This is a genomic window from Streptomyces sp. PH10-H1 (assembly GCF_030063355.1).
GTDB lineage: Bacteria > Actinomycetota > Actinomycetes > Streptomycetales > Streptomycetaceae > Actinacidiphila.
Genome location: NZ_JASISZ010000040.1, coordinates 29,805 through 46,936, shown reverse-complemented (window position 1 = coordinate 46,936; position 17,132 = coordinate 29,805). Strand labels below are relative to the sequence as shown.

Genomic DNA, 17,132 nt, shown 5'->3' with positions numbered 1-17,132 from the left:
GCAGGTGTGACGGAGCAGGTGTGACGGGGGCGGCGCCGCGCCCCGGACCGCGCCCCGGACCGCTCCTATCGCGGAACGGGGCCCGATTCCCTACGCTCAACGCGTGCCGCCTGTCCCCGCACGGCGGTCAGCCGACCGAAGAGGACAGCGAATGCACCGCGCACTGATCGTCGTGGACGTCCAGAACGATTTCTGCGAGGGCGGCAGCCTCGCGGTCGCCGGCGGCTCGGACGTGGCCGCCGCGATCACCGACCTCGTCGGGCAGGCCACCGCCTGCTACCGCCATGTGGTGGCCACCCGTGATCACCACGTCGATCCCGGCGACCACTTCTCCGAGCGGCCCGACTTCGTGACGTCCTGGCCGGTGCACTGCGTGGCGGGCACCGAGGGGGTCGGCTTCCACCCGAACTTCGCGCCGGTCGTCGCCTCGGGCGCCGTGGACGCGGTCTTCGACAAGGGCGCATACGCGGCCGCCTACAGCGGCTTCGAGGGCCTGGACGAGAACGGCACCGGGCTCGCCGACTGGCTGCGCGCACGGGGCGTCACCGAGGTCGACGTGGTCGGTATCGCCACCGACCACTGTGTCCGCGCCACCGCGCTGGACGCGGTCCGCGAGGGCTTCGTCACCCACGTCCTGCTCGACCTGACAGCAGGCGTCGCCGCCGCAACCACGGAACGCGCCCTGACCGAGCTCCGCGCTTCCGGCGTCCAGCTGACAGGCAAACCGGCAGTGGGCCCCTGACCCCAGCCATCCCGGCGCATCAAGATCAGCCCGGCCGGCGCTTGAGGGCAACTGTTCAGCCCGCCGGCGCCTGAGGCCAGAACAGCCCGGCCGGCGCTTGAGGCCAGGGGGGGCTCAGCTCGCGCGGCGGAACGGGTGCCACAGTTCGCCCTCGCCGGAGGCGGCCGGTCGCCAGAGCAGGCCGTCCGGATGGTGCAGCACCGCCGTGACCTCGTCCGGCGTCGGGGGTTCGGTGTTGCCGCTGAGGCGGGGCGCCCGGAACCCCAGGTTCCGGAGCCGGGTCAGCGCGCGCTGGCGGTTCTGCGCGTGCACGATGACGCGGACGCTGTCCTCCGCGCCGCCCGGGTGGGGCAGCCTGAGAGCGACGACGACATTGCCATTGGGAAGCTTGGTGAATCCACCGACTGCCATGCACACATAATCCGGTGATCGGCCCCCGCCCACCAGAGGGCAGGGGCCGAACACTGGGTTAACGCAGGTCAGCGGCGCGCAGGGCTGACCTGGACGATGGTGTTCTGCCCGTTCGGGGAGTCGAACAGGTTCGAAATGCGGGTATTCGTGTTCGCAACCTGGACGCTTCCGTACGGGTTGGTGTCGTACCAGCGAACAGGCGTCGGGCTTGGCGTGGGAGTCGATGGACCGGCTTTCGGACTCCGGATAGCGGACGCCTCTCCGCCGGATCATCCGTCAGTTGAGACGGGCGGGCCGGGCGCGATTCCATGCGCCCCCCTATGCTCCCCCACGGTGGGTTAGGTCACGCTTACCAACGGTTCCCTTCGGGCATGCCGATCCGTAGAGTCAGTTGATGGCGCCCAGCATGAAGCACCCCACCGCCCCTTCCGACACTGCGACTTAACCGACGTATTCGAGGACGGATCCCGCCATGCCGCGTCCTACCCCCGCGCAACTTGCCTACGGTTCCGCAACCGTCGTCCTGTCCACACTCGCGATGCTCCTGCTGTCCGAGGCTGATTCCGGCATCAGTGTCGTCGTCATCGCGGCGGCCGGGCTGCTGCTCGGGGTACTGGTCGCCGTGACGACCACGATCCCGTTGACGGCCCGCGCCAAGGCCCGCAGCCACAGCCGTGTTCACGCGTCATCCGCCCCGATACCCCGTCCGCGGGTGCACAGTTCGGGCCCGTCACGCGTCAGCGAGCACTCGCTACGGCGTTGAACGGCGAACGGCGGCCCCGGAGGCGTTTCCGCTCCGGGGCCGCCGTCACGTGCGGGCAGCCGGTCCGCCGTTCCGGGTCCGCTGTCAGGCGGAGACCTCAGGCGGAGACCACCACGGTCTTCGCCGCCTTGTCGTGCAGACCCTGCCGGTACGGCTTGTCCAGCAGGAGCAGGATCCCGATGAGCAGGATCCACAGGCACGGGCAGCAGAAGAGCGTCGGCAGCCAGAAGACGGACGCGCGGATCAGCGCGGCCTTCGAGTCGGGGACGCTGCCGTTCTCCAGGTTGGCGACGCGCAGACCCAGCCATTTCTTGGCGAGGGTCTGGCCGGTCGACTTGGTCATCCACCACTCGTAGCCGATGTAGAGGACCGCCCCCACGAGCGACCCCAGCAGCGACTTGCTGTAGTTGAAGTTGTCCGTGTTGGTCTGGATCCCGCCCACGGCCCAGTCCAGCAGGGCCACCGGGATGGTGACGAGGATGAAGTCGATGATCCGCGCGAGCAGCCGCTTGCCCGCGTCCCCGAGCGGCGGCATGCCGGCGAGCGGATCGGGTTCACCGCCCGCGCCGCCGTAGGGGCCGCCGCCGTAGGGTGGCGGGGCGCCGCCGCCGGGCGGAGTACCGCCGTACGGATTGCCGCTGTACGGGTCGTTGCCGCCACCATCCTGCGGGGGCGGGTACGACGGAGGCTGCCGGCCGTAGGGAGAGCCTCCGGGCGTACCGGGGCCGCTGCTGTCGGGGGGCTTGGCGAACGGATCATCACCTGATCCTGGCGTCGGCTGGTCGGTACTCATGAACCGAGTGAAACCCCCGGGAAGCGCACCCGCCCGCCGACAAGATCCGTTCGGGGTACCCGGCTACCGCCTTGCTACCGCTCTCCTGCCGCCTTGCTACCGCTCTCCTGCCGCCCTGCTACGGGCCTACTACCGCCCGGCTCATGCCCGGCTCATGCCTCGCTACTGCCGGGCGACGAACGTCCGGGCCGCCTTGTCGTGCCAGCACTGCCGCCACGGACGGTCGAACAGACACCAGGCGAGTCCCACGAATCCGATGACGAGGGCGTCGAGAAGGGTGTGCGTCAGCCAGCGGCGCAGCGCGGCGCCGAAGCCGGGGGCGAGCTGCGACTCGATGTCGATCACCCGCAGCCCGAACAGCTTCTTGCCGAGCGTCCGGCCCCATGTGGCGGTGGGCAGCACCTCGTAGAGCAGCCCGGCGACGAGCCCCACGGCCAGCACGATGCCCAGCTGAAGGCCGGTGGTGCCGTCGATCAGCCAGACCGTGACGTTCTCACCGGTCAGCCGGGCCGCGTTCACCTTGTCCTTGAGGTGGTGGTACGCGGCCGTGCCGAGCGGTACCGCCGCCGCGGCGGTGGCCGCCAGCACGACGAGCGTGTCGAGCAGCCGCGCGGCGAGGCGCCGACCGAGCCCTGCCGGACGGCCCTGCTCCTGCACCATCGCCGCGAACGGATCGCTCACCGGCGGCCGCCACGGCACCACGCCGGCTGCCGCGGCGCCGGCCGGATCGCCCGCCTGCGCCGGTACGGCGACGACGCCGCTGCCACCTGTCCCGCCACTCGTCCCGGTGCCCGCGCCGGCACCCGTACCCGCGCCCGTACCGCCGGTGCCCTGCCGGGCGAGTTCGTGGACCTGCTGCGCCCAGGGCGTGGGGGCGGCCTGCGCGAGCGGTGCCGGGCCACCGCGCCGCACGCCCTCGCTCTCGCCCGGACCGGGCTGCGGCTGGGGCTGCGTGCCCCACGGAGCCGCGCCCGTCGGAGTGCCGGACGGGGTACCGGTCGGAGTGCCCGCCGGGGCGGATCCGCCCCGGGCGGCGGGCAGGTTGACCGCCTGCGAGCCGGTGCCGGAGGCGGTGGGGCCGCCCGGGTACGCGCCGGAGGCCGGCGTGGCCGGCGCCTCCGCCGCCTGCGGCCCGGTGGCGCCCCAGGTGGTGCGGGGCGGCTCGACGGCGGGGGTGGCCGACCAGACGGGGGCGGCGGAGCCGCGCTCGGGCGCGGCGGGCGTCGCCGGACCCGCGGGTTCTGCGGGGTCCTCGTCGAAGAACATGACACCCGACTCGTCGACGCCGGGCGCGTGCGCGCCGCCGCCGGAGGCCGGACCCGAACCCGGACCCGGAACTCCGGGGCCCGCGGCCCCCGGACCGGGAGCCGCCGGGCCGGACGGCGCGGTGAGTTCCTCGCCGGGCCGCGGGGCGGGGCGGCTCGTGCCCGGTACCCAGGCAGCGCCGTTCCAGTACCGGATGTAGCCCGGGATCGAGGGATCCGGGTAGTACCCCGGAACAGGGGAACCGGAGGAGCCAGAAGAGGGTGAGCCCATGGTTCGTATGGTCCGTATCTGCTTGGCCGGGGAGTGCAGTGTCCACATCTACCAGACACGCGGACCCGCCGGGGCCGCGGTACCGCACACCACACACCCTTACCGGCTGGGAGCAGCCCGCGCCGGGCCTTCAGGAATTTTCACCGCGATTACGAGAAGTCGCGTAATGGTTGGGGTTGTATGCGCTCTCTCCTGGTGCGGGCCCCGTGCAGCACCCGCTGCGCAACACCGCAAGGGGCCGCCCGCCAAGGAAAGGACGACGACTCGATGCAGACCGTGGTGGAACGCGAACTGGAACTGAACCTGGTGCTGTCGCCGGAGCGCAGCATCCCGGTGCCGGCCCGGCTGGCCTATCGCACAGATGATCCTTTTGCTGTGCACATCACCTTCCATGTGGGCTCGGACGCGCCGGTGAACTGGACGTTCGCCCGTGAGCTGCTGGTGGAGGGGGTGTTCCGGCCCTGCGGGCACGGGGACGTACGGATCTGGCCGACGAAGGTCAACGGGCGCAGCGTGCTCTGTATGGCACTGAGCTCCCCGGACGGCAACGCGCTGCTGGAGGCGGCGTCCTCCCCGGTGGCGTCGTGGCTGGAGTGCACCTTGCGCGCCGTACCGCCGGGGACCGAGCACGAGCAGCTCGGCATGGACGACGGGCTGAACGAGCTGCTCGCCCCGACCACCAGGGACGAGCTGTGGCTGCGCGATCCCTGGACGGTGACCGACGATTCGCCGGAGGGGTGATATCGGCCGGAGCGTCGGGGGCTCAGAAGAGCTTGCCCGGGTTGAGCAGGCCGAGCGGGTCGAAGACCTGTCGTACGCCGCGCTGCAACTCCACCCCCACCGGGCCGAGTTCCCGGGCCAGCCACTCCTTCTTCAGTAGGCCGACGCCGTGTTCACCGGTGATCGTGCCGCCGAGGGAGAGCCCGAGCGCCATGATCTCGTCGAAGGACTCCCGGGCACGTGCCGATTCGTCCGCGTCCGCTCCGTCGAAGCAGACGATGGGGTGGGTGTTCCCGTCGCCCGCATGGGCGCACAGGCCGATGGTGAGGCCGTACTTCAGCGCTATGGCCGCGACGCCCTCGATCATCGGGGCGAGCTTGGTGCGGGGAACACACACGTCGTCGATCATCGTCGCCGTGCCGACCCGCTCCAGGGCGACGAGGGCCAGCCGGCGGGCCTGGAGCAGCAGGTCGGACTCGGCGGCATCCTCCGCCGGGACGACCTCGGTGGCGCCCGCGGCCGTACAGAGCTCGCCGACCGCCGCGAGGTCCGCTGCGGGCTCGGGGGAGTCGAAGGCGGCCAGCAGCAGCGCCTCGGTGGTTTCCGGCAGCCCCATGTGGGCGAGGTCGTTGACCGCGCGGATCGTGGTGGCGTCCATCAGTTCCAGCAGCGAGGGTGCGTGGCCGCGGGCCATGATCTCGCAGACGGCGGCGCACGCGGCCGCCGCTGACGGGAATTCCGCCGCGAGGACGAGCTGCCGCGGCGGGGCGGGGCGGAGCGCGAGCACCGCCCGTACGACGATGCCCAGGGTGCCCTCGGCGCCGACGAAGAGCCGGGTCAGGTCATAGCCCGCAACGCCCTTGGCGGTACGGCGGCCGGTTTTCAGCAGGCGGCCGTCGGCGAGCACGACCTCCAGGCCGAGCACGTATTCGGCGGTGACGCCGTACTTCACACAGCACAGTCCGCCGGCTCCGGTGCCGATGTTGCCGCCGATGGTGCACTGCTCCCAGCTGGACGGATCGGGCGGGTAGTACAGGCCCTGTTCGGCGACGGCACGCGACAGGACGGCGTTGACGACGCCGGGTTCGACGACCGCGATCCGGTCGACCGGATCGATCTCGATGATCCGGTCCATCGTGATCAGCGACAGCACGATGCAGCCGTCCGACGCGTTCGCCGCGCCCGACAGCCCGGTCCGCGCGCCCTGCGGGACGACCGGCACCCGCAGCGCGGTCGCCGTGCGCATCACGTGCTGCACCTGCTCGGTGGTGCGGGGCAGCACGACCACCGCCGGGGTGCCCGCGGCGGAGAAGCTCGCCATGTCGTGGGCGTACGCGGCGGTGACATCGGCGTCGGTGAGAACCGCACCGGCCGGGAGGCCGGAGTTGAGCGCTGCGATCAGATCGTCCATGACCCCAGTTCAGCCCGCCCGGCGCTCGAGGGCAAGACCAGCCCGCCCGGCGCTTGCGGGTAACCCCAGCCCTCCCGGCGCCTGAGGGCGAACCGGGGAACCCGACCGGAGGTCAGAGGTTGCCGCGCAGCTCCTGCTCGCGCTCGATCGCCTCGAAGAGGGCCTTGAAGTTGCCCTTGCCGAAGCCCATGGAGCCGTGCCGCTCGATCATCTCGAAGAAGACGGTCGGGCGGTCCTGGACCGGCTTGGTGAAGATCTGCAGGAGGTAGCCGTCCTCGTCGCGGTCGACGAGGATCTTCAGCTCGCGGAGGGTCTCGACGGGGACGCGGGTCTCGCCGGCCCACTCGCCGAGGGTGTCGTAGTACGAGTCGGGGGTGTTCAGGAACTCGACGCCGGCGGCGCGCATCGCCCGGACGGTCGCGACGATGTCATTGGTGGCGAGGGCGATGTGCTGGACGCCGGGGCCGCCGTAGAACTCCAGGTACTCGTCGATCTGGGACTTCTTCTTGGCGATGGCCGGCTCGTTGAGCGGGAACTTCACCTTGCGGGTGCCGTCGGCGACGACCTTGGACATGAGGGCGGAGTACTCGGTGGCGATGTCATCGCCGACGAACTCCTTCATGTTGGTGAAGCCCATGACGCGGTTGTAGAAGGCGACCCACTCGTTCATCTTGCCGAGTTCGACGTTGCCGACGCAGTGGTCGATGGCCTGGAAGCGGCGGGCTCCCGGCTCGACGACCGGGTCGGCGGCGACATAGCCGGGCAGGTACGGGCCGTCGTAGCCGGAGCGGTCGACCAGGGTGTGGCGGGTCTGGCCGTAGGTGGCGATCGCGGCGAGGACGACGGTGCCGTGCTCATCCTTGAGCTCGTGGGGCTCTTCCAGGCCGGTCGCGCCGTGCGCGACGGCGTAGGCGTACGCGGCACGCGCGTCGGGGACCTCGATGGCGAGGTCGGTCACGCCGTCACCGTGCTCGGCGACATGCGCCTCGAGGAATTTGCCGCGCTCGGTGGCGGCCTTGATGACGGAGGTGAAGACGAAGCGGGCGCCACCGGACTCCAGCACGTACGACGCGGTCTCGCGGCTGCCGTTCTCCGGACCGGAGTAGGCGACCCGCTTCATCCCGAAGGCGGTCGAGTAGTAGTGCGCGGCCTGCTTGGCGTTCCCGACGGCGAAGACGACGGCGTCCATGCCCTTTACCGGGAACACGTCCTGGGTCTTCCGGCTCGTCTGCGTCTCAGTCATCTCAGTCATGCGGAAAGCGTCGCCCCATGGACCATAGTGCGCAACAGTTTGCGATTCCACTGGGCAATCTGCACAGTGATGCTCCGCGCTCTCGGGTCAATCTGTGCAGGATGACCACTGGAGGAGGTAGGCATGGGGATCGATGTGCTGGACGGACAGCTGATCAAGCTGCTCGCGGATGAGCCGAGGATCGGGATGCTGGAGGCGTCCAGACGGCTGGGTGTGGCGCGCGGGACGGTGCAGGCCCGGCTGGACCGGCTGCGGGCCAATGGGGTGATCCGGGGCTTCGGGCCGCAGGTGGATCCGGCCGCGCTCGGCTATCCGGTGACGGCGTTCGCGACGCTGGAGATCAAGCAGGGGCAAGGCGCCGATGTCCGCGCCCACTTGGCGGGCGTTCCCGAAGTGCTGGAGCTGCACACCACGACCGGGCACGGGGACATGCTCTGCCGGCTGGTGGCCCGTTCGAACGCGGACCTTCAGCGGGTGATCGACCGGGTTGTGGGCTTTGATGGCATCATGCGGGCTTCCACAGCGATTGTCATGGAAAATCCGGTGCCGCTGCGGATCATCCCGCTGGTGGAACAGGCAGCGGAGGACCGCCCGTGAGCTGACCCGCGGAGCACGCGGCTGACGCCGGTCCTGACGGCCGTCAGCAGCTGGGGACCTTCCCACCGGTATTGATCGCGGCCAGCGCGGCCAGGGCGCCGTCCAGGTCCGTCACCGGCACCAGCCGGAGTCCGGCGGGCAGCTCGGCCCTGGCGTCAGAGCACTCGCCCTTGGGCACCAGGAAGACGGTCGCCCCGTCCCGCTTGGCGGCCTGTTCCTTCAGCGGTACGCCGCCGACCGCGCCGACCGTGCCGTCGGCGGTGATCGTGCCCGTACCGGCGACGGTGCGGCCGCCGGTCAGGTCACCACCGCGGCCGTTTCCGTCGATCTTGTCGATGATGCCGAGGGAGAACATCAGCCCGGCGCTCGGGCCGCCCACGTCCGCCAGGTGCAGATCGACCTTCACGTTCGTGGGTGACAGTCCCAGGTGCTTCAGGGCCGCCCCGGTCGCCGCGTTCTGCGAGTCGGTCATCTCCTGCGCGTTGTGCTTCTCGATCTCCTGCACCGAGTCGCCCGTGGGATAGACCGCACGGCGCGGCATCGCCGCCTTGTCCTTCGCGAACCAGGCCCTGAGCACATCGGGCAGGTGGACCGCCGCGTCCGGCTGGGTAGCGGCGATCGTGGTCATCCGCAGCTGTCCGCCGGTGGTGCGCGTCGGGGTGCCGGTGATGGAGATCACCTGCCGGCCCTTGTCCGCGCCGAGAACGTCGGCGGTCAACCCGGGCACCACGATCGACACCGGCAGCGGGGCGAGCGCCGCGACGGCCAGCAGCGCTGCCACCAGCGTCGCGCAAAGGGCAAGGGCTCGGGCACGGCGGGAGACTGCGGGCATGCAGAGAATGTAGTCCACTGCCGTGGCGGGCAGGGCACCAGGCGGGATGGTCCGCCCGGCAGCCCTGCCGGTCAACGGCTAGCGCAGGGCGTCGGCGACCTCCGTGGCCGCCTCCACCACCCGGGGCCCGACCCGTTCGGGCACCGCCTCGGCGAGCATCACCACGCCCACGCTGCCCTCGATCCCGGTCACCCCGATCAGCGGGGCGGCGGCGCCGCTGGCGCCCGCCTCCAGTTCTCCGTGGGTGAGGACGTAGCGGACCGGCTCGGTGTGCCGCTCCTCCGCGCCCTCGGCGTGCTCCTGCCCGGGTGTGCGGGGCAGGACGCCGCGCCCGGCCAGGATGGCCCGGCCCGCCGCGCCCCGGTCCAGCGGGTGCCGGAAGCCGGTGCGGTAGGCGACGTGGTAATCGGTCCAGGTCGGTTCGACCACGGCCACGGCCAGCGCCTCGGTGCCGTCGACGAGGGTCAGGTGCGCGGTGGCACCGATGTCCTCGGCGAGCGACCGCAGGGCCGGCAGGGCCGCCTCCCGCAGCAGCGGGTGCACCTGGTGGGCGAGCCCGAGCACGCCGAGCCCGACGCGGGCCCGCCCGCCGAGGTCACGCCGTACCAGAGCGTGCTGCTCCAGTGTGGCCAGCAGACGGTAGACGACGGTGCGGTTGACCCCCAGTTTGGTGGCGAGCTCGGTAACGGTGAGCCCGTGGTCGGTATCGGCCAGCAGTTTGAGGACTCGCAGTCCTCTGTCGAGCGTCTGAGATGTCTCCGCGGTCACGACGCCCCCTCCTCGTATGAGTGGCGGCTCATCTCACGGCAGGGCGCACTGCCGGTCCCGCGGCAGTGCGCGGAGAGGCCGCCGGTCGCGGTGGAACCGGCTGCGCTCCGCGGCTGCTCTGCCACGGCGCGTGCGTGACGGGCACGGTAGCGAGCGAGTACCGCTCAGCGGAAGGGGTCGTCCACAATCCGGTCACACCGAGGAAAACTCCTGACCCGCTCTTTACGCTCCCCGGCTCATGACGAAGGGCACCGCCGCCCCGGTTCCGAGTGGCGCCGGGCGCTCCCATCGGCTGCGGTCAGCGCATCTTCGTGGCCCACTCCCGGACCTTCTTGATCCGCTCGTTCAGCTGGCCCGCCGTCGCCTCGGCGCTCGGCGGGCCTCCGCAGGTCCTGCGCAGCTCGTTGTGGATGACGCCGTGCGGCTTCCCGCTCTGGTGGGTGTACGCCGACACCAGCGTGTTCAGCGACTTGCGCAGCTCCAGCAGCTGCTTGTGGGTGACGATGGGGCGCCGCTCGGCCGGCAGCTCGATGAGGTCGGCCTGGTCGGCCGGCTTCTGCCGGCTGTGCGCGATCTGCCGGGTCTGCCGCTTCTGCAGCAGCATCTGCACCTGGTCCGGCTCCAGCAGTCCCGGGATGCCGAGGTAGTCCTGCTCCTCCTCGCTGCCCGGGTGCGCCTGCATACCGAACTCGGCGCCGTCGTACAGCACCCGGTCGAAGACCGCGTCGGACTCCAGGGCCTCGAAGGGCAGCTGCTCCTCGGTCTCCTCGTCCTCCGCCTTCTCGGCGTCGGCCAGGAGCTTGTCCTCCTCGTCGAAGGGGTTCTCGTCCTCGCCCGCCTTCTTGGGCTTGTCCAGGACGTGGTCCCGCTCGACCTCCATCTCGTTGGCGAAGTCGAGCAGCATCGGGATCGTCGGCACGAAGACGGACGCGGTCTCGCCGCGCCTGCGGGAGCGGACGAAACGGCCCACCGCCTGCGCGAAGAACAGCGGCGTGGAGATCGTCGTCGCGTACACGCCCACCGCCAGCCGCGGTACGTCCACGCCCTCGGACACCATGCGGACCGCGACCATCCAGCGGTCGTCGGAGTGGGTGAAGGCGTCGATGCGCTTGGAGGCCGCCTTCTCGTCGGACAGCACGACGGTCACCTTGTGGCCGCTGATGCTTTTCAGGATCTTCGCGTACTCGCGCGCTGACTCCTGGTCGGTCGCGATCACCAGCCCGCCCGCGTCCGGGATGCCCTTGCGCACCTCGGTCAGCCGCTGGTCGGCGGCCTTCAGTACGGCGGGGATCCACTCACCGGTCGGCGCCAGCGCCGTGCGCCACGCCTGTCCGATCGCGTCCCTCGTCATCGGCTCGCCGAGCCGCGCGGCGATCTCGTCGCCCGCTTTGGTGCGCCAGCGCATGTTGCCGCTGTAGGAGAGGAATATCACCGGGCGCACGACGCCGTCGGCGAGCGCGTTCCCGTAGCCGTAGGTGTAGTCGGCCGAGCTGCGGCGGATCCCGTCGTTGCCCTCCTCGTAGGCCACGAACGGGATCGGGTTGGTGTCCGAGCGGAACGGCGTACCGGTCAGCGCGAGCCGCCGGGTCGCCGGGTCGAACGCCTCCGCGCACGCCTCGCCCCAGGACTTGGAGTCACCGGCGTGGTGGATCTCGTCCAGGATCACCAGGGTCTTGCGCTGCTCGCACCGGTTGCGGTGCAGCATCGGCCGCACCCCGACGCCCGCGTACGTCACCGCGACCCCGTGGTACTCCTTGCTGACCGGCCCCGCGCTGTAGTCCGGATCGAGCCTGATCCCTATCTTCGCCGCCGCCTCCGCCCACTGCTTCTTCAGATGCTCGGTCGGCGCGACCACCGTGATCTGCTGCACCAGATGGTTGTGCAGCAGATACGAGGCCAGCGTCAGCGCGAAGGTGGTCTTCCCGGCGCCGGGCGTCGCCACGGCCAGGAAGTCGCGCGGCTGCAACCGCATGTACTCGTCCAGCGCCCCCTGCTGCCAGGCGCGCAGCTTTCCGGCCGTGCCCCACGGGGCACGGCCGGGGAAGGCCGGAGAAAGGTGGTGGGAGGCACTGGCGGCGGTAGTAGTCACGGTCTCCGGATGAGGGTCGGCGGGACGGAACGGCGGGTCGGCGCCGTCCCGTGAGCGGCTTACGTAGGAAAACCGTCACAGCTTACCGGCGACCCCGCGGCCTCCCCGGCAGAACGCGGTCGGCTGGGCCGAGTGTGCGACCCAGGTCACAGTCGGAGCGGCGTCCGCTCACGCCGTTCGCGGTCGCAGCCGCCCGCGATGAGGCTCCCGGCCGCCCGCCGGGCCGTTCATGAACGGCGTATGGCAGTCGCGTTGCGGCGGCGCCCGGCCCATTGACCGCCCCCGGGGTCCGCGCCCTATGGTCGAACCACGTCATCAACACGGCCGTATGCCCGAGTGGTTTAGGGACTCGCCTGCAAAGCGAGGCACGTGGGTTCGATTCCCGCTACGGCCTCCGTATGGAGGACGAGGGGCCCGGCAGCGCATCGCTGCCGGGCCCTTCGTCATGTCCGCGCCCTCGCGCTCAGGCCTGCGGTTTGACGACCGCCGCCTGCGGGCGGATCGGGAGACGGCTGACCGGCCGGCCGGTGGCCGCGCGCACGGCGGCGGCGACGGCGGCCGGCGAGACGACCACGGGGACGGCGCTGACCGCCTTGGCGCCGAAGGGGGCCAGCACGTCGCGCTCCTCGACGAGCTTGACGATCCGCACGTCCGGGGCGTCGAGCGCGGTCGGCAGGGAGTAGCCCGTGAGGTTGGGCCGCTTGATGACGCCGCGCGGCGCGCGAAGGTCCTCCATGAGGGCCAGACCGACGCCCTGGATGACGCCCGCCTCGATACGGGCGGCGACCTGGCGCGGGTTCAGCACCCGGCCGACGTCCTGGGCGACGGCCATCTCCACGACGCGCACCGAGCCGAGTTCGATGTCGACGTCGACGACGGCGCGGACCGCGCAGAAGGCGAGGCCGACGAACGCGTCACCCTGGCCGGTGTCGTCCAGCCGGTCGGTGGGGTGCGGGCGGCACTGCGCGGTGGCCCACAGCTCCTTGCCCTCCAGCGCCTCTCCGACGGTCGTGCTGAGCACCCCGTCGTACGAGGTGATCTTGCCGTCGGCGATGGTCAGCAGCTCGACGGACATTCCGAACTTTGCGGCGAGCGGCTGCAGCAGCTGGGTGCGCACCATCTTGGCGGCCCGCTCGACCGCGCCGCCCGACACCCAGGTGTGCCGGCCGCGCGCGGCGGCCCCGGACGGCGGCTGGTCGGTGTCGGCGGCCAGGACGCCGACGTCCTCGACGCCGAGCACCTCCTGGACGATCTGCCGGGCGAGTGTCGTGAAGCCCTGGCCGGTCTCGACGGCGGCGCAGATGACGGTGGCCCGGCCGTCGTGGATCCGCACGGTGGCGGTGGAGACCTCGTCGGTGCCCTCCGCGCCGAGCATGTGCACCATGCCCAGCGCGTAGCCGACCCCGCGCCGCACCGCGCCCGGTTCGCCCGCGCCCTCGGGGCCGCCGGGCAGCAGCCACTGCGACTCCTCCTCGTCGACGGGCAGCGGCGGCAGGTCCGCGTCGCGTACCGCCTTGAGCAGCTCGCCGACGGGTGCGGGGCAGGTGACGGTCTGGCCGGTGGGCAGCAGATCGCCGGTGGCCATGACATTGCGCATCCGCAGCTCGGCCGGGTCCAGGCCCAGCTTCGCCGCGAGCTTGTCCATCTGGCCCTCGTACCCGGCGCAGACCTGGAGCGCGCCCTCGCCGCGCACATGCCCCGACGGCGGGTTGTTGGTGCGCACCGCCCAGCCCTCGACGAAGACGTGGGGCACCACGTACGGGCCCGCGGCGAACGCCACGGCGGCGGCCAGCGCCTCCGAGGAGTGATCGGCGTACGCGCCCGCGTCGAGCAGCACCTGCGCCTCGACCTTGACCAGCCGGCCCTCGGCGTCGGCGTGGTGGCGGTAGCGCAGCAGCGTGGGGTGGCGGTGGGAGTGGCCGAGGAAGGACTCCTCGCGGGTGGCCACGAACTTCACCGGGCAGCCGGTCTTCAGCGCCAGCAGCCCGAGCGGCAGCTGGATGCCGGAGTCCTCGCGGTCGCCCATCGCGCCGGGCACTCCGGTGACGACGACCTTGACCCGGTCGGTCTCCAGGCCGAAGCAGGCGGCGGCCAGATCGCGGTCGGTGTGCGGGTCGGTGGAGGCCACGTACAACTCGACGCCGCCGTCCGGGCGCGGCACGGCGAGCCCGGCCTCTGCGCCGATGGGCGCCGGGTCCTGACGGCCGATCCGGTACAGGCCCTCCACGATGACCTCGCCGGTGACGTCGGCGTCACCGAAGCGCAGCGGGATGTGGCGGATGAGGTTGCCGTCGGGGTGCAGCGGCTCGGCGGCGAACGCCTTCTCCGGGTCGGTGACCGGCTCCAGCACCTCGTACTCGACGAGGATCGCCGCGGCGGCCAGCCGCGCGGTGTCGGGGTGGTCGGCGGCGACGGCGGCGATCGGCTCGCCGTGGTGCCGGACGATGTCCTTGGCGAAGACCGGCCGGTCCGCGACGCGGCGGCCGTGCATCGCGTCGCCCGGCACGTCCTCGTGGGTGACCACGGCCCGTACGCCGGGCATCGCGGTGGCCTCCGACGTGTCGATCCTGACGATGCGGGCGTGGGGGTACGGCGAGCGCAGCACCGAGGCCCACAGCAAGCCCTCGGCCCACAGGTCGGCCGCGTACGGGAAGGTGCCCTGCGCCTTCGCGAGGGTGTCCACGGGCCGTACGGACACGCCCAGTCCGTGGAGCGCCGGTTCTTCGGCCGCGGGCGCCTGGGCGGCCGGGGCGGGCGCCGCCGTGACCGCGTCGGATCCAGTCATGCCGCTGCCCTCTCACTGCCGGTGGGTGCGCCCGTGCCGGCCGGGCGCGCGTGCCGCGGTCCCGGCCGGCGGCCCGGGATCGTACGGCGGTTCACGCGGTGCCTCCCGGCTGGCCGCCGTGGGGGCCGCTCTGGCGCGGGATGCCCTGGTGCGGAACGCGCGGCCCGTCGGCGCCGGGCTCGGCCGGCTCCGCCGCCGCTGCCTCGCGGGCGGCCACGACGTCCTGGACGGCGTCGAGGACGCCCCGGTAGCCGGTGCACCGGCAGAGGTTGCCGCAGATGGCCTGGCGGGTCTCCAGCTCGGTGGGCTTGTGGTTGCCCTCCAGCAGGTCGTGGACGGTCATCGCGAGGCCGGGCACGCAGAAACCGCACTGCACGGCGCCGCACTCGGCGAGCGCGCGCTGCACGTCGGACGGCTGCCCGTCGTCGGACAGCCCCTCCACGGTGCGGACCTCGCTGCCGGCGGCGGTCGCGGCCGGCACCAGGCACGAGGCGACGAGCCGGCCGTCGACCTGTACGGAGCAGGCCCCGCACTCGCCCTGCTCGCAGCCGTCCTTGGCGCCGGCGAGACCGAGGCGCTCCCGCAGGACGTAGAGCAGCGACTCGCCGAGCCAGGCGTCGGTCACGGGCCGGTCGGCGCCGTTGACGCGCAGCACGTAGGAGGCCAGCGGATGCTCGCTGTGCGCCTCTTCGAGTTCCGGCTCCTCTGCATCCTCCGTGTCCTCCGCCGGGTCCGTGTGCCCGGCGCCGGACGTCTCCGCGTCCGTCTCGGGCTCGTCCTCGGTCACCACGGCGGATTCGGCACCGGCGATCGTGCCCACGGAGTACTCGCCGGACTCGTCCGCGGCGTCCTCGGCGACGAACGGCAGGCTCCACTGGCCGGTCTCACCGGAGGACGGTTCCGGGCGGGGTGCGCCCGCGCCGGTGGACGGCGGGTGCTCGGCGAAGTAGGGATGCCGGGCCGCCGGGTCCTGCGCGCCCGGCGGCCGGGAGGCGTGCTCGTCGGCCGCGTGGACGCCCGGGGTGCCGGGCGGGACCGCCTCGTACGGGCTGGGCCGGTCACCGGCGGGGTGCTCACCGACGGCGGCGGGCGGCATCGCCGCGAACGCCGCGGCGCCCTGGCCGAACTGCCCGGCGCTGAACGGCCGCGGGGACGGCACATCGGGACGGGAGTGGGTCTCGTCGGGGTGCGGACCGGTCCACGGAGCGGTGAAGCCGTCGGCGACCGAGCCCACGGGGTACTCGCCGGACTCGTCCACCGGATCCGCCGCGACGAGCGGGATCGACCACTGGGTCGCCGCGTCGGCCGCGCCGGCCAGCGGCGGCAGCTGCGCGGCGAAGGAGACGTGCATGGTCTGGTCGGGGTCGTAGTCCCCGCCGCCCGGCACGGGCTGCCAGGTCCCCGGCGTGCCCGGCTGCGGCTGTGGCTGGTCGGTCATGCCAAAGCCCTCCCGAGCGCTCGGCGGGCCAGCGCCGCCACGGTGCGGCGCAGTTGAACGGCGGCGGGCGGCAACTCGACGGCCTCGGCCCCGTCCGGTCCCGGCCCGGGATCGGGGATGCACGCGCCGGCGACGTACTCGCCGAAGGCCGTGCACGCCTCGGGGGCCAGCGACCGTCCGCCGTCCCAGTCGATCAGTCCCGCGACCCACCGCTCGGCCTCCAGCGGCCGCAGAGGTACGGGCGCCACCGCCCCCACCGCGCAGCGCACCCCGCGCCGGGCGGGGTCGAGGACGACGACGACCGAGGCCAGCGCCCGGCCGGGGCCGGTGCGGCCGGTGGCCTTGAGGAAGGTCTGCGGCGCGTGCAGCAGCGGCACCCGGACGAAGGCGAGCAGCTCGCCGGGGCGCAGCGGGTCCATCCCGGTCAGCAGATGACTGACCGGCAGTTCCCGGGTGCCGTCGGGGCCGGCCAGGATGACGCTCGCCTCCAGCGCGGCCAGCACCGGGAGTGCGTCGCCGGTCGGCGCGGCGGTGGCGATGTTGCCACCGAGGGTGCCCGCGTTGCGGATCTGCGGTGGCCCCGCCGCGCGGGCGGCGGCGGCGAGCGCCGGGATCAGCGCGGCGAAGTCCGGGCGGCCCATCCGGGCGTGGGTGAGGCCGGCGCCGAGCAGCGCGTGGCCGTCGGCGTACTGCCAGCCGCGGATCTCGCTGATCCGGCCGAGGCCGACGAGTCCGGCCGGGCGCAGCAGCCCGGAGTTGACGGCCGCCATCAGGTCGGTGCCGCCGGCCACGGGCACGGCGCTGGGCGCGGCGGCCAGTGCCGCCACGGCCTCGTCGAGCGAGGACGGCAACGTGACGTTGCGTGCCGTCTGCTGTGCATACGTGCTCACGCAGCTGCCCCTTCCCGGCTCTCCGCCGTGCGGTAGCCGTACCGTACGTGCTGACAGCCCGGACGTGGCAACTCTGGCACATGTTCCGCGACGGTCAACGCGAGG

15 protein-coding genes and 1 tRNA gene are annotated in these 17,132 nt (G+C 72.4%); 5 read left to right on the top strand and 11 right to left on the bottom strand.

Features of this window, described 5'->3' with window-relative positions; genetic code table 11:
* The first annotated feature begins 151 nt into the window (after nt 1–151).
* Nucleotides 152–742, top strand: coding sequence for an isochorismatase family protein (locus tag QMK24_RS23420; protein ID WP_283468611.1), 591 nt, complete (start codon nt 152–154; stop codon nt 740–742).
* 114 nt (nt 743–856) lie between these two features.
* Here QMK24_RS23420 and QMK24_RS23415 read toward each other — a convergent pair whose 3' ends face one another.
* On the bottom strand, nt 857–1,153 hold the full coding sequence (locus QMK24_RS23415; RefSeq protein ID WP_283468609.1) for a hypothetical protein: 297 nt from the start codon (nt 1,151–1,153) through the stop codon (nt 857–859).
* Between the two features lie 472 nt (nt 1,154–1,625).
* Here QMK24_RS23415 and QMK24_RS23410 point away from each other — a divergent pair, with 472 nt between their 5' ends.
* The gene (locus tag QMK24_RS23410) at nt 1,626–1,916 is read left to right on the top strand and encodes a hypothetical protein (RefSeq protein WP_283468608.1); all 291 of its coding nucleotides are present in this window, start codon (nt 1,626–1,628) and stop codon (nt 1,914–1,916) included.
* Nucleotides 1,917–2,013: 97 nt separating this feature from the next.
* Here QMK24_RS23410 and QMK24_RS23405 read toward each other — a convergent pair whose 3' ends face one another.
* Together QMK24_RS23405 and QMK24_RS23400 are read right to left on the bottom strand one after the other, a co-directional pair.
* Complete coding sequence (locus tag QMK24_RS23405; protein ID WP_283468606.1) at nt 2,014–2,709, bottom strand: RDD family protein; 696 nt, start codon at nt 2,707–2,709, stop codon at nt 2,014–2,016.
* A gap of 162 nt (nt 2,710–2,871) precedes the next feature.
* Nucleotides 2,872–4,245: an RDD family protein gene (locus tag QMK24_RS23400; protein ID WP_283468605.1), complete on the bottom strand. Its 1,374-nt coding sequence runs from the start codon at nt 4,243–4,245 to the stop codon at nt 2,872–2,874.
* A gap of 267 nt (nt 4,246–4,512) precedes the next feature.
* Here QMK24_RS23400 and QMK24_RS23395 point away from each other — a divergent pair, with 267 nt between their 5' ends.
* On the top strand, nt 4,513–4,986 hold the full coding sequence (locus QMK24_RS23395; protein WP_283468604.1) for an SsgA family sporulation/cell division regulator: 474 nt from the start codon (nt 4,513–4,515) through the stop codon (nt 4,984–4,986).
* 22 nt (nt 4,987–5,008) lie between these two features.
* On the opposite strand, the gene QMK24_RS23390 is transcribed toward QMK24_RS23395, so the two are convergent.
* Nucleotides 5,009–6,376 carry an FAD-binding oxidoreductase gene (locus tag QMK24_RS23390; protein ID WP_283468603.1) on the bottom strand — a complete coding sequence of 456 codons (1,368 nt, stop codon included), beginning with the start codon at nt 6,374–6,376 and terminating at the stop codon, nt 5,009–5,011.
* A 112-nt stretch (nt 6,377–6,488) separates the two neighbouring features.
* Nucleotides 6,489–7,628, bottom strand: a complete 1,140-nt coding sequence (hppD, locus tag QMK24_RS23385; RefSeq protein WP_283468602.1) for a 4-hydroxyphenylpyruvate dioxygenase — start codon at nt 7,626–7,628, stop codon at nt 6,489–6,491.
* Between the two features lie 123 nt (nt 7,629–7,751).
* Here hppD and QMK24_RS23380 point away from each other — a divergent pair, with 123 nt between their 5' ends.
* The gene (locus QMK24_RS23380; protein WP_283468601.1) at nt 7,752–8,225 is read left to right on the top strand and encodes an Lrp/AsnC family transcriptional regulator; all 474 of its coding nucleotides are present in this window, start codon (nt 7,752–7,754) and stop codon (nt 8,223–8,225) included.
* Nucleotides 8,226–8,268: 43 nt separating this feature from the next.
* Here the strand turns inward: QMK24_RS23380 and QMK24_RS23375 are convergent, their stop codons facing one another.
* From QMK24_RS23375 to QMK24_RS23365, 3 genes are all read right to left on the bottom strand, one after another.
* Nucleotides 8,269–9,057 carry a S16 family serine protease gene (locus tag QMK24_RS23375; RefSeq protein WP_283468600.1) on the bottom strand — a complete coding sequence of 263 codons (789 nt, stop codon included), beginning with the start codon at nt 9,055–9,057 and terminating at the stop codon, nt 8,269–8,271.
* Nucleotides 9,058–9,135: 78 nt separating this feature from the next.
* On the bottom strand, nt 9,136–9,825 hold the full coding sequence (locus QMK24_RS23370; protein ID WP_283468599.1) for an IclR family transcriptional regulator: 690 nt from the start codon (nt 9,823–9,825) through the stop codon (nt 9,136–9,138).
* A 298-nt stretch (nt 9,826–10,123) separates the two neighbouring features.
* Nucleotides 10,124–11,914: a DEAD/DEAH box helicase gene (locus tag QMK24_RS23365; RefSeq protein ID WP_283468598.1), complete on the bottom strand. Its 1,791-nt coding sequence runs from the start codon at nt 11,912–11,914 to the stop codon at nt 10,124–10,126.
* Nucleotides 11,915–12,236: 322 nt separating this feature from the next.
* Between QMK24_RS23365 and QMK24_RS23360 the strand changes: the two genes are divergently transcribed.
* Nucleotides 12,237–12,308, top strand: a tRNA-Cys gene (locus QMK24_RS23360).
* Nucleotides 12,309–12,377: 69 nt separating this feature from the next.
* Here the strand turns inward: QMK24_RS23360 and QMK24_RS23355 are convergent.
* The 3 genes from QMK24_RS23355 to QMK24_RS23345 all read right to left on the bottom strand — a co-directional run bounded on the left by QMK24_RS23355 (nt 12,378) and on the right by QMK24_RS23345 (nt 17,027).
* The gene (locus QMK24_RS23355; protein WP_283468597.1) at nt 12,378–14,699 is read right to left on the bottom strand and encodes a xanthine dehydrogenase family protein molybdopterin-binding subunit; all 2,322 of its coding nucleotides are present in this window, start codon (nt 14,697–14,699) and stop codon (nt 12,378–12,380) included.
* Nucleotides 14,700–14,790: 91 nt separating this feature from the next.
* Nucleotides 14,791–16,137, bottom strand: coding sequence for a (2Fe-2S)-binding protein (locus tag QMK24_RS23350; protein ID WP_283468596.1), 1,347 nt, complete (start codon nt 16,135–16,137; stop codon nt 14,791–14,793).
* Nucleotides 16,134–17,027, bottom strand: a complete 894-nt coding sequence (locus QMK24_RS23345) for an FAD binding domain-containing protein (protein WP_283468595.1) — start codon at nt 17,025–17,027, stop codon at nt 16,134–16,136. Before QMK24_RS23345 ends, QMK24_RS23350 begins: the two co-directional genes overlap by 4 nt.
* Nucleotides 17,028–17,132: the final 105 nt, after the last annotated feature.

Coding starts and splice junctions, on each gene's coding strand:
- QMK24_RS23400 (WP_283468605.1), bottom strand. CDS start 4,245: ATGGGCTCACCCTCTTCTGGCTCCTCCGGTTCCCCTGTTCCGGGGTAC.
- QMK24_RS23375 (WP_283468600.1), bottom strand. CDS start 9,057: ATGCCCGCAGTCTCCCGCCGTGCCCGAGCCCTTGCCCTTTGCGCGACG.
- QMK24_RS23390 (WP_283468603.1), bottom strand. CDS start 6,376: ATGGACGATCTGATCGCAGCGCTCAACTCCGGCCTCCCGGCCGGTGCG.
- hppD (WP_283468602.1), bottom strand. CDS start 7,628: ATGACTGAGATGACTGAGACGCAGACGAGCCGGAAGACCCAGGACGTG.
- QMK24_RS23405 (WP_283468606.1), bottom strand. CDS start 2,709: ATGAGTACCGACCAGCCGACGCCAGGATCAGGTGATGATCCGTTCGCC.
- QMK24_RS23420 (WP_283468611.1), top strand. CDS start 152: ATGCACCGCGCACTGATCGTCGTGGACGTCCAGAACGATTTCTGCGAG.
- QMK24_RS23410 (WP_283468608.1), top strand. CDS start 1,626: ATGCCGCGTCCTACCCCCGCGCAACTTGCCTACGGTTCCGCAACCGTC.
- QMK24_RS23395 (WP_283468604.1), top strand. CDS start 4,513: ATGCAGACCGTGGTGGAACGCGAACTGGAACTGAACCTGGTGCTGTCG.
- QMK24_RS23350 (WP_283468596.1), bottom strand. CDS start 16,137: ATGACCGACCAGCCACAGCCGCAGCCGGGCACGCCGGGGACCTGGCAG.
- QMK24_RS23415 (WP_283468609.1), bottom strand. CDS start 1,153: ATGGCAGTCGGTGGATTCACCAAGCTTCCCAATGGCAATGTCGTCGTC.
- QMK24_RS23355 (WP_283468597.1), bottom strand. CDS start 14,699: ATGACTGGATCCGACGCGGTCACGGCGGCGCCCGCCCCGGCCGCCCAG.
- QMK24_RS23380 (WP_283468601.1), top strand. CDS start 7,752: ATGGGGATCGATGTGCTGGACGGACAGCTGATCAAGCTGCTCGCGGAT.